Below are 12,947 nucleotides of genomic sequence, written 5' to 3' on the forward strand. Positions count from 1 at the left end.
AAACACTCACCTTTTCTTATATGCTAAAAAACGATAATTATTTGAAAACAATTAGAACTTAATAATTTATTTCATCTCAACCTCTACACCCCATGTATCAGCATCAAAACCTGCATCAATAAATAACTTCTTACATGTCGTGTAAATACTTTTTGCACTAAAATTAACTTCTATAAAATGCCCATTCGACAATTGCTTAGCACTACGCATCTCGTTATTCTTCTTTTCTACTGAGATTAGTAATGATCTCGTCTGCAACAATTCTTGGTAGTATTCAGGATTATTTTTGTAAATGAACAGAATAGTATGTTCTAAAACTTCTCTCCAAACTTTTACCTTAGTCGTTTCATCACCTATGAATAATAAGCGTGGCGAGCTACCTGTTACATCATTGTCTTTAACACTAGCAAGTCCAAAATACGGCCATGCTAAAATGATTTTTTTATATAATTTTTCTGTTCTGTCAGTGATTGCTTGTTCATCCCAAGTATTATATTTAACGAGATCCTTATTCAATTCAAAATTGCTCTTACTATAATATTTTTTCTTAGTAGAGAATGATTCGTTCGATAGCTCTGAATTATAGCCACTTAATGTTAAGTTCCCAATAACATGCAAATATTTTTCGTGAACTTCTTCAAAATTGCTACCTAATTCAGCTTCCCAAGATTCAGTTAAAGTTTGTGGCATGATATGTTCAATGGTAGCCTTCGTTAAATCAACTTTCTCTTTATGACCAAAGCTTTCTTCAAGTACACTTAAAATAAACTTACATTTCTCTCTCTTATCACCAGCGCCATATAAAGGTGAATTGATTAATTCATGAAGAACTTCAGTATCCTTAGGGTAGCCTCTCACCTGTAAAAATGCTTTTAATTCTTGAATAGAGTCAGCTTCACTAAATGGTTTTAACTGGTTATATAGCGAACCAAACATTTTATTTAATGGTTTCGATTCGATATTGCAAACGTATCTTCTAACAATGAAATTATCGATTATCGACAAAATTTCAATGAATTGTTCCAGACTGTATTTCTTCACATCAAAATCACGATAAACATAAAGTAAAAATGGAAAAGCGGTACGTGCTTCAAACTGTTGAATACGCTTTAAGTAGTATTGAATTTTTTCATTAGACTCTTTTTCTGGATGTAGTAATTTATCATAGTAAGTTGCAAATATAGCCAGCTCCTTCAAATAATCAATGACATTCGCTTTATCTGCTTGCTGCTTTAATTTCACATAAACATCTTTCTTTTTGACATTTAAGTTTACACCCATTAAAAAATGTCTGATGAACTCAGTTAAAGAATCGCCTAAATTCGTTTGCATTGGCAGCCAATAGCCTTTATACATTTCTTCTTGCTCTGATGGTTCGATACGCATAAATAAGTAGTTTCGAATTAAGTCTGCTTCTGTTAATGGTTGTCCTTTTGCATTTAAGCTTTCAAATACTAAATACGGATTATCATCTGGAGACAGTACAATACTAACTAACGAAAGATTATGTAAAACCCCATTTTTCAACTGCTCCACATCCGTTGTTAAATCATGCAACTTATTTTTAAAGTAGTCATAGCATTTTACAAGCCCACTACTTTGATCTGATTCTAAAACTTCTTTTTTTATAATTCTTTTAAAGATATCTTTATCAACTTGCGTTGGTAACAATTTAAAATACTCTTCACCTTTTTTAAAACGATTTACAAGCATCGTTTCGTTAATTTCAGCAGCTAATTCAGGTAATCCATCTTCCTCTGCTTTGTCACGTATAACGCTTAATAGAACAAGTAATGTCGTTAATCGTTGTTGTCCATCAATTACTAAAAATTGTTGCACGCCAGTAGGATTTGCATTTACCGGTATAGATACGATTGATCCGATAAAGTGATTTTCATATTGTTGTGCCTCATCAACTAACTCCATTAAATCTTCCCATAATGTTAGCCATTGTTTTTGATCCCAACTATATGTACGTTGAAACATTGGTATGATATATTGCTTCGAGCCTTCAATTATTTCTTGTAAATTTGTTTCATTTGCTTTCACTTAGATCACTCCAAATTTATAGGGTCGATGTATATAGTTTTGCTTACTTTCAACCTTTTTTGATAAGTTCACTTTACCACATTTTTACTTTATTTATAATAAAAGCAGAAGTAAGCAATTGCGCTCTCTTCTACTCTTTAATTACAAGCTTTAATTTAAATTTCATAATAAATAGACTAGCATCAAGTGAACACAGTCCCTACTTTTATTAATATTGAAATGGCACAACATTATACTTTTCACATAAATTTTTCACCATCTCTATATAAATCTTTTTTGCATTAACTAAATCATTTTTTTGTAAGTAGTCATATCCAACTTTTATATATTGATTATATAAGTGTAAATATAACGCTTTCGGATTTGGTTCGGCATCAATTTTTTCCACAATTACAGGTGCAATGCGATAATACTCTACTATTAAGTCTCTTCCATCATCATCGAAACGTAAATGCTCATCACGATATTTTTTATAGTTTAATATTTCATCACAATTATCTTCTTTCCCTAAAGCAATACAAGTTGCTGTTGTTAAGAAACACCAAGATTTACTTGATGAGTAGCTTGAACTTGAAGAAGAAGAACTATACGATCTACTACTGCTATAACTTTGCTTCACTTCGTTTGATTGAATCCAACCGGTTACTTTATGTAGCTCTATTTCTGCATAAGAATGTGACTGCCTTACAGCTTTTTCAAAATAATTTTTGGATTTTTGTAAGTCCTGCGACAATACATTACCGTATTGATAAATTTTCCCGCACATAAAGTTACATTCTGCGTTATCTACTGTTGATAAATAATTAATCGCTTTGCGATGATCTCCGTCCCAATAATATAACTTCCCTAAACGTTCTGTTACTTCTTTTGAGCGCTCTTTTTCATGAACGTAGTGATTTAATTTTAGTGCATTCGAAAATACAACCTCTAAGCGATCATCTGGTAAATTGTTTCGACCTTTTCTAAAACGATTAAATTCTATTTCTGCTAGTTTTTGCAATGCTTGAAAATGTTCAAATGTCGCGGCAATCTTTAAAAACGTTAACGCTTTGCTATATTTGCTATTTAAATAATATTTTCCTACTAGATAGCAAGCTTCAGGAACTAATAAACGTGCAATGCTTTCTACCTCTATAATATTCTTTTTATTTATAAACGATAATAAAAGCTCGGCTGCTTCAGAATTACCGAGATTCATTGCTTTTTTAAAATAAAATTGTGCATCGACATTATTTGAAACTGAAATTGCAGCTTTACCTAAATACAGATTAACCTCTGCATCGTAGTTATTGTGATAAAACTTTTTAAGCTTGTTATAAAGAGATTTACTTTTAATAACTGAAAAATATTTAATACTAATATATGCTGTCACATCGTTTAATGGTAATTCATTTAAAATATTTATACATTTAACAATTTCTTCTTTTTTACCTTTTGAATAGGCCTGAATGATTGATGTATAAATAGAGTCAGAATTTCTCAAACGCTCAATTGCTACTTTATATCCCGTATTATCTTTTATTTCAAGTGCGACAAGTGCCTGTTTTGCGATGTAAAGCTGAGCTTTGTTAGAGAAAATGGCATCAGAAAGTATAGGACTTACAAATAATTTTTCAATCTCCATTAAATGTTTGTTGCATTGTAATAAATGTTTAACTAAATTTTTGTGGGATATTTGTTTAGCCTGTAACTGTTTCTTTAAATTATTGCGAATTGATATAATATTTGCCTCAAGCTCTTCATCGCTAACCGTTACTAAATCTTTAGAAAGCCCATTTACTAAATATTGCTCATAAGCTAACTCTTTTGTCACATTAATTAAGTAATCTTGATATGTTTCAGTAAAAATATCATAGATCGCCGGCATCATACATGGCTTATTAAGCTGCTGAAGTAATACTGGCACTTCTTCAAGTATTAAAGAAGACAACTCTGTTTCTACGTTTTCTCCAATAATAAAACGTTGTTTAGCATAGTTCGGTGCTTTATATTGATTCAATTGCTTATGAAGCGGTTCAATCATAATCGATGCTTCTGCCATATTATGTAGCATTTTATATATTTCATTTTGTCTTGAAACAAATTGTGGTAAGTAAATAAATGCAATATGCTCAAACGGACATTTTACTTCAATATAAAACACTTGAATAAATTGATCTACATCGAGCTTTTCTTTATATAATTGCTGATTCACATGTCGAAATTCATCGGGCGATAACTTTGATAAGTTTTCTAATGTATTTTGTGCAACAATCGTTGTTTTTTCTGATGCAGATAAAATCATCGGAATGTTTGCGTTTTGTCTAATAAATTTTGCATATTCCTGCATTTGATTTTGCTCAAACCATTGTGGAACGGCATGCTTTTTACCCTCTATAACAACTAGCGTTTTATTTTGCAAACGGGGTGTGCGAACGATAAATTCAATTTCTCGTATAGCCGATTTTAAATTGATTAAAAAATTAGTTTTATTTTCATAGCTGCTTTTATCAATGACTGGATAAACTTCTGTTGTTACATATTGTAAAAACGATTGAAATTGCTGATTTGCTTTGACATTGTTAAACTGTGAGGTTGTTTCCTCTGTTAATAACTTTCCTAATACTTGAAAGGTTTTTTCGATTTTTGTCATTGGAAACCTCCAGAAACAAGAGCATTGAATTGATTCAAAATTTGTTCCTTTGTTTTTGCTAAATTTTTTCTACAATTACTAATTTCTTTTATTTCTTGTTGTAGCATTGCATAAACCTTTGTTAACGTTTGAATTTCTGAAATATCGTCAGATTTAAAAATAAAGTTGCCAACATCATTACGTCTTTTTTGCTCCGCATTGAAATACTCATCAATTTGATGCTCTAGCTGATTAATGATTTTTTGAATTTCCTCTTCTAATGGTACAAATGTATTCGATTTACGGTTAATTTCCTTAAAGTACGTTTTTAAATAGTTGCGATTTAAGTACTCTTTTTCATCTTGAGCAGAATAAGCAACTACCTCATACAAAGGAATGTTTGATTTTTTCAAATATTCCTTTGTTGTATTAATAATATTTTCCACATCCGATTCTGTTTTTTTGTCGCATTTGTTAAATACAATTAGAACCGGATTTTTCATATTTAATAATTCAATAAAATCAATATCCGCTTGCTTAATAACGCCATTTTCCACATCAATTAACCAAATTAAGTAGTCGACAGATTTTAATTGCATTAATGCCTTTTCATTATCTGTAATCGCTTGCTTTTTCGTTGTATCAACTTTTGAGTACCCTGGTGTATCTAAAATCGCAATCGATTCGTAGGGAAATACCGGTGTTGAAATAACTAAGTTATTGATGAAGTGCGAAAATCCTAAATTGTACGTACTGTAAAACGCGTGACTTAGCGCTTTTACGGCATCTAAATCTAACTGTACAGATTGGTTGTTTTTTGTTAAAGCTTCGATAAACAAGTTGTCGCCTTTTACGATATACGTAGCAATCGATGTTGTTGGCACTTGGTCTTCTGGTAAAATTGCCTCACCAATAACCGAATTAATAAACTTTGATTTTCCTGCGCTAAATTGACCGCCAATACCAATCGTTTTCTTTTTTTTCAGTAAAGCTACTTTATTTTGCTCAAATAATTTATCACTTAATTTTACAAGCTCTTGATACAAATGAACTTCATTTTTCAGTTGAATTTTATTGATAGATTGCAATAGCTTGTTATCAATGAGAGTGTCCAGACGACGTATATTTCGTAATTTACTTTTCGTTTCATCAGTTACGCCTAATAAGTTTGAAATAAGGTTTAACCCTTTAGCTGAGTCCGCTAAATAAAGGTTTTCCGCCTCGTACTCTTTCTCTAAACTAAAATCAAATAAATCATCATCTGCAGCAAATAAATCGGAATCATCAAGTGAAAATAAATCCATTTTCTTCGTCATATGAATTCTCCTACTGCGCTAATTGTTTTTTAAACACATTTAATTTCAATGCAATTTCTTCCATTCGTTTCAAGTTTGCTTCTTTATCTTTTAATAGCATTTCGATTTTTTTTGCATTTACCGTAATTTGCGCTTCGATATCGTCGATGAAATTCGCTGCATACTTTTCTAATAGCAACTCAATTTCTTTAATTTTGCTGTCAATTTCAGATTTGATATCGTTTGCTACTTGTTGCAAAATACGTTCCTGCTCTAGCTGTAAGTTCGAAATTTCTTCATTATGAACAGATGGCGATGAAAAAGTGGAAGTGATTTTTGCATCATATTTACTTTGGTCAACTTCGATATCTTGGATAACAATTTGATTTAACACAATTTCTAAAGCACGCTTAATTTCAGATTCATTAAATTCATTACTTATTAATTCAAAGGCGCCTACTACTTCGTTTGCGACATCCTTTTTCATATTTTGTAAATCAAATAAGCGTTTAAATTCGTTATTAATCATTTCACGAGATCTTGTAATATATTTCCGAATACTTGCGACTACCTCTGTTACTTCAGCTGTATAGTTTGTCGTTGTAATCGTATAAGATTCACGTTTTAAGCCAAGAAATCCTGTTCGTCTTGTACCTGTATCTGATGAAGTAGAAACCGCCACTTTCACACCTGTATGATTATTGATTTCCTTTTCTACATCAATTTTAATATCAACTAGTATACGGCTAGCTTTTAAATAATTTGCTGTAAAAATATCATTCACATTTTTTCGAATAGATTGGAGCTTCGAAGAAATTTTTTCGACTTTATTTTTCAAGCCCGAAACATCGGAATGCTTCATTTCTTGAATATTATCAATCGTTTGTTCTTCCATTTGACGAATTAAACGTAAAAATTCAATATGCTGATCTTGAATAATCGTGGATGAACGTTCAGTAATAATATTGTCTTTTTCTGTTTTTACTTTCGATAAAATTTTCCCTTCTATTGTGTGTACATTTGCAAGCTTCATCAGCTCTTTAGGACTTCGGCTAAAACCCTCAAAACGCTTTTCAAACTGCTTTAAAATATGCTCTTCTGCTTTTGTTAATGGCTCATTATGATAAAGCTTCATTGCACTGCTATACATAAGTCCTGAGGTTGGGTGTGGCGGGAGATTTGCTTGAATTACCTTTACTACAGCTGGAGTATTTTGCTGTGTAATGCTCTCACCAATTGTTGTAGTTGCTTGTTGATTAAGATTAAATAACGTATGTTGCACCGCTGTTTTTAATGGAGCTTTCTTTTGTTTATAATCTAATATTGCCGAGTCAAATTTACTAGCAATTAAATATGCATGGCTAATTGAGTTTTCTGGTAACGAGCGAGTAAGTAAGCCCATTTCTTCCTGTGATAAAAATTGCCCTGCATAGCTTAAAAAGAACACTACATCACAATTCATTAAAAAATCTGAAGTTACAATCGTTCTACTTACGATTGGATCATTCATCCCCGGTGTATCGACAATTTCAATATTTTTTAAACGTTCATTATTTAGCTTAATTACCGAATATTTTACAATAGGTGTAAACTGCCCTTCTGCGCCAACATAATGATTTAATTTTTCAATATATTCATCTTGCTCATCAGCATTGATTTCAATTTTTTGACCAATATATTGTGATACATTTAAATTATTTTTTTCAGCCATTTCAATAAGCTCTTTACAAGCTGAATATTCTTTCGGCACATCATCTTTTTTAAAAACACAAAATTGTTCAAAATCCATCGCATATGCACTTTTTTCCATTTCTTGCTCGTACAGCTCTCTTAAAAATCGGTCTGCTAAATGCGCGTTATGCTGAATAATGTTCCAGTCATTTTCATCGTAAAAAACAATTTCTGCTTCAAATCTGTCACCATAGCTAATTTTCGTAAGTGCCGCAGTCATTGGCGTTGGGGCTTTTGGCAAAATATCTTTACCATCAAAAATTAGAGCATTAATAAATGAAGACTTCCCTGCTTTTACTTCACCAATAATCCCAATTTGCAAATTACGCTTTGATTTCATAATTCCTTCTAAATTATTTTTTAGTTTCAGGTAATTTGTTTGGAATAGTGCAATGCGGTCTTCGCTTAAAAACTTATTGTACTTTCTAAGTTCGTCTGATATATGTTGAATTTTATCGATAAATTGAATAGCTTCTACATTCATACTGTCACCAACTTCTCAACTTTTTGTAATTCATCACGTACTAAATCTAGTGTTGTTTTATATTGTACTAACTTTTTATCATGTTCTATCTGCATGTCATCCTGTTGATTTAACGCTGCTTGTAAAGCTTCTTCTTCAATGGAAATGATTAATCTTAAATTTTCTTCTAGTTCTTCAATCATAACATCTTCCATTTCTGCTAAAGATTCTTGAATTGCTGGACTAAGTTTTTCAATGACTTGTGGAATTACCTCTGATTCAATAGATTGCTTTACTTTGTTGACCTGAGATTGTTTCCCCCCCACACCTAATAGTTTTAAAATTTCAGGAAGGAATAAAATAATAATCTCTAACCAGGGTGCAACAGCTGTTGTTGCAATGGCTAATGCACCTGTTACCGATTTATAAACTTTGTTGAAATTGTCTGTTCCTTCGTTTTTTTGAGAAAAAATCGACTCTACTTTACGAATTTTATCCGTTACGGTGTAAACTATTTCTTCTGTTTTATCTACTAATATTTCTGATAAATTAACATCCCTTAAAAATTCTTCAAAAGAAATATTTGTATATTTCTTTGTATTTTCAAGAAGTACCGGACGTAAAATCGAATTCATACGAATGCTAAATGCATTTGAACCTGATATTGCTGCATTGGCAAGCTCTGTCGAATGAACATATAGTGCATTTTCAACTTCGGCAATAATGCTAGGCAATACTTGTGAGGTCATTCGATTAGTTAACTTCGAACGTTCCTGTTGAAGCTTGTATTCTAACTCACTTTTAGCCTTTTCCCTTTTTTGAATCTCTTCTCTTAAAGCACTATCATCAAAAGCTAAAGATTTAATCGACTGTTCTAACGCTAACTCCAAGAATTGATAAATTTCTTTTATTTTTGGCAATGTAGCTTGTTCAAAAATTTGTTGACTATTTAGTGCGTGGATAGTATCCAGTAAACCTTGCTTCGTATCGTTATCATGTTTGCTATATTTTACAACTGGAACATCATATCCAAATAAGTACGATGCTTGCGCTTTAATTTTTTGTTTAATTACTTGCACATCTTCCGCGGCTTTTTTATCTACCTTTGAAAGCACAATAATTAAATTGTGATCGTATTTACGTATTTCTTCAACAAACTCTAAAACCGAGGCTTTCATTCCACCCTCTTCGCAATCAATTACTAGTAAGTACGCATTCCCTCTCTCTACATATTGCAAAATTGCGCGGTTATGCTGTTCAATATTTGAGTTAAAGCCCGGCATATCTACAAATACATAGTCTTCAAATGTTTGTAAAAAATTATTATTTAAATTGTAACGAATATTTAAGCAAACATTCGGATTTACGGATTGAATTTGTTGTTTTTCTACATATTTACGCTCTTTATTTACATCAACTATTTCGTAGCTTTCCACTAGGCTATATTTTAATTCTGTTGCAATGGCCGTTTCAGGTGTTTGCTCTTCAGTTAGTAATTCTTCTTCAAGTAAAAAGTTCATCAAAGCACTTTTTCCAGCACTGAATGACCCAATTGCTAAAATTTTAATTGAAAATTCATCACATATACTTTTTAATTCCTCTATTCGATTGATAATTTCTTGATTAATTTTAATGTCATTACCAATTTCCCCCAAAATATTTAAATGTTGTTGTATAATTGTTTTATCAATCATATTTATCACCTTTTATCGAATTTTTACTTAATTACCATCGAAAATCTTATATTAGAATCTATTCATCTTGAAACGGACATAATATGACCCAAAAAGTAATAAAGTGTGTTTTTTATATAACTATTATACCATCCGGTGAATAAAACAGCTTTCATTTTCTATATTTATCAAATTTTAAAAATTTGAGGTGATTAGATGTTTGTAGCAATAAATCCAAATGGTGAAAAACAATTTGCCTTCCATGACGATAAAGAACGCCTATATTCTTTAGCTAAAGCCAAAGAATTATACTGTCCACACTGTCAGAAGAACGTTTTCTTTCGTGGCGGAACTAAGAAGATTCATCACTTTTATCATGAACGTCATGTCAAATGTAGTTTTGTTGGGGAGCCTGAAACGCAGGAACATCTCGGTGGTAAACTTGCGATTTATAATTGGTTAAAAGAGAAATATCCAAACGCTTACGTTGCTTTAGAAGAACGTATTGCTAAGACCAATCAAATCGCGGATGTGTATGCGGATTTTGGAAATGGTCATAAGTTTGCTTTTGAAATACAATGTGCGGAACAAACAGCTGAGAAATGGCTAGAACGACGGAAACTTTATGCAATTGCGGAGATCAAAGACATCTGGCTTTTTGGTGCGAATTATTATAAAGAAATAACAGCTAAAGATATCGAGGATGATGAGGTTGTTCTGCGCTTGAAATACCCGCAGCAATTAGTGAATGAAAAGGAACGCAGCGTTTACTTCATTGACGTTGAGAATAACCTTGTAAAACACATTGGCAAATTTTTCGGTATTAGGTATCGAACTGAAACGAGATTTGTTGTAAAGCTTCAAGAGATTGCAATACCTGAAATGACAATTGCTAAAATACAATCGCCATGCAAATTCGTTTTATATAACAAACTTTCCTATGAGAAAATTCAACATTATTTAAATGATAGAAAAATTGAAGCTGCTGAACTTTGGAAAGAACGTAAAGTGCAAAGCGCAGCACGTATGCAAATAATTCGTCAAAAACAAGAAAAGCAGAAACGGTTCCACCAATATAAAAGATATTTAAGTAATTTCAATATAGATAAAGTATTACAACGGATGTCGCATCGAGAGCAAGTATTGTTTAGGAGACTCGTGAAGGAATACGGTTTAACAGATACTAATTTCCCTGGCATTTTTAATATCCAAATGGAAAATTATAAATGCATACATACACCCTATCCTTTATGGCAATTACTCGTTTTTCACAAAGCGATCAAACACAATTACAGTAAGAAGCAACTGATTTTCTCGAATTATTTATTTCAAGATATTAAAGATCAGCTTCGATATGATATTAAGGACAGCAAGCTGGTTGCAACATTAATTCATAGCTACCTTGTTCTATTGGAGAAATGCGGATTTTTGTATAAACAAACATTATATCGTAAGTACATACACCCTTTTAAAATTGAAAACAATGTGCTACCGCTAGTAGATCATAAAGAGCTTAATACACATGTTGCTTTATATTTTTCGGAGTTTAATTTATTTGCCATTGGTTGGGGCGATTATTACGATATAGAAATATTTTCCACTGATAAGGAACAAGAACTCTTAGAACAAGATGCCTAATATTATCAAAATCTTGTGCTGCATAACATGGAGTCCCCTTTGCATATTGAAGAAGGTCTAATAAAATGGGTTCAACAAGCTGTAACAGATAAAATAATTGAAACAGAAGCCCACGAGGCAGAATTTATCGAGCATTTAATTGAATTATTACGAGAAGGGAAATTCATTTCACAAGCAATGCATGATACATTCCTGGCATTGATAGAAGAAAAATTTAACTATATATACGGTGAAAGAAAATTAGAGTTTCAAGCACAGCCTATTCACCGTATTTTCAGGTGTTTGATTAATCATTTGGATAAAGCCTTGGACAGCACGTTGAATCTTTCCGACATTTGAGTAAAAGACATTGTGGATCACCGTTGTCTTCATCCATTTCCACAGTCCTTCGATTAAATTTAAATTGGGACTGTACGGCGGAAGGAACAGAAATTCAAAGAAATCTTGATACTTTTCTAAAAATGGTTGAATCAATTTCGCATGGTGTATGCGCGCATTGTCTAATACCATCACGATGCGTTCATTCGGATAACGAGCGATGACTTTTTCTAAAAAACTTAGGAATTCAACAGCGGTATATTGTTCTTCTTGCACGCAAAATACATCGCCCGTTTCGTAATCCAATGTACCAATTAGCTTAACCCCTTGATGTCGGCCATATGTTGGAATGATTTTTTGTTGACCTTTAAGAAACCACGTGTTGGAAATCGCTTGGTAATCACGGATCATTGACTCGTCTTCAAATAAAATACGATCAATTTGACCATGAATTAGTTTTTTTTCGCCTGTTCAAATTTTTCAAGGAAAACTGCTTGTTTGAGGGGGTCTGCTTTTTCCAATGTATACGTTGGTTTCGTATAACTTAAACCAAGACGGTACAATAAATCACGTGTCCCACGTACAGAAAAAGACACACCAAATGTTCGCTCAATCCAATCGCGAAGAAGAGGCGCTGTCCAGTTCATTTCAACGGGAAAACCAGCATCTTTAGGCGTTTGGTTGACAATTGTCGCGACGACTCGTGCTTCTTGTTCAGCCGTTAAATGACGCTTTCGACCAGGTTGTTTTTTACGTCCAAGTCCAGCGATCCCTTTTTCACAATAAGCTTTGCGATAATTGAACAGCGTCGCTAAAGAAAGACCTGTATAGTCGACAATTTTTTCATACGATTCGCCGGAAAGTAACATATAAATCACTTGGTAGCGAACGAACATTTTATGATTGTTTTCTTCTTTCATGACAAGCTTTAATTCTTCTAAAGCAGCAGGAATTTGTTCTTCAGGAATTAGGACAATTTTACGCATCATTTTTCTCCGTTTCATATCTATTAAGAATAGTATACAGGAAAACGAAGAAAAAGAGTGTAAGTCTAAAAGTTAATCACCTTATATATAGCATCAATGTAGTTTTAATCATAAAATTTTTAAATTTTTTTACACGTACGAACAGACATTTTATAATTTACTTAAATTAATAATAACAAGGGA

The 12,947-nt window shown here is 32.2% G+C and carries 7 protein-coding genes; 1 reads left to right on the top strand and 6 read right to left on the bottom strand.

Going from position 1 to position 12,947, the window contains the following annotated elements:
- Window positions 1-66: 66 nt before the first annotated feature.
- The 5 genes from MHB42_RS15465 to MHB42_RS15485 form a co-directional block, all read right to left on the bottom strand.
- The gene (locus tag MHB42_RS15465) at window positions 67-2,049 is read right to left on the bottom strand and encodes a DUF262 domain-containing protein (protein ID WP_340807279.1); all 1,983 of its coding nucleotides are present in this window, start codon (window positions 2,047-2,049) and stop codon (window positions 67-69) included.
- Window positions 2,050-2,257: 208 nt separating this feature from the next.
- On the bottom strand, window positions 2,258-4,681 hold the full coding sequence (locus MHB42_RS15470; RefSeq protein ID WP_340807281.1) for a CFI-box-CTERM domain-containing protein: 2,424 nt from the start codon (window positions 4,679-4,681) through the stop codon (window positions 2,258-2,260).
- The gene (locus MHB42_RS15475) at window positions 4,678-5,976 is read right to left on the bottom strand and encodes a dynamin family protein (protein WP_340807283.1); all 1,299 of its coding nucleotides are present in this window, start codon (window positions 5,974-5,976) and stop codon (window positions 4,678-4,680) included. Before MHB42_RS15475 ends, MHB42_RS15470 begins: the two co-directional genes overlap by 4 nt.
- A 10-nt stretch (window positions 5,977-5,986) precedes the next feature.
- On the bottom strand, window positions 5,987-8,170 hold the full coding sequence (locus MHB42_RS15480) for a dynamin family protein (RefSeq protein ID WP_340807284.1): 2,184 nt from the start codon (window positions 8,168-8,170) through the stop codon (window positions 5,987-5,989).
- Window positions 8,167-9,843, bottom strand: a complete 1,677-nt coding sequence (locus tag MHB42_RS15485) for a dynamin family protein (protein ID WP_340807285.1) — start codon at window positions 9,841-9,843, stop codon at window positions 8,167-8,169. The genes MHB42_RS15480 and MHB42_RS15485 overlap by 4 nt, the downstream gene beginning before the upstream one ends.
- A gap of 195 nt (window positions 9,844-10,038) precedes the next feature.
- Here MHB42_RS15485 and MHB42_RS15490 point away from each other — a divergent pair, with 195 nt between their 5' ends.
- On the top strand, window positions 10,039-11,460 hold the full coding sequence (locus MHB42_RS15490) for a competence protein CoiA (protein ID WP_340807286.1): 1,422 nt from the start codon (window positions 10,039-10,041) through the stop codon (window positions 11,458-11,460).
- Between the two features lie 240 nt (window positions 11,461-11,700).
- On the opposite strand, the gene MHB42_RS15495 is transcribed toward MHB42_RS15490, so the two are convergent.
- Window positions 11,701-12,764, bottom strand: a protein-coding gene (locus tag MHB42_RS15495; protein ID WP_340808510.1) for an IS630 family transposase whose coding sequence is annotated in 2 segments (ribosomal slippage) — window positions 11,701-12,240 and window positions 12,243-12,764 — 1,062 coding nt in all. Because the reading frame shifts where the segments join, the coding sequence is not laid out codon by codon here.
- Window positions 12,765-12,947: the final 183 nt, after the last annotated feature.

The sequence above is a fragment of the Lysinibacillus sp. FSL K6-0232 genome (assembly GCF_038008325.1).
In the GTDB taxonomy this organism is placed as follows: Bacteria; Bacillota; Bacilli; order Bacillales_A; family Planococcaceae; genus Lysinibacillus.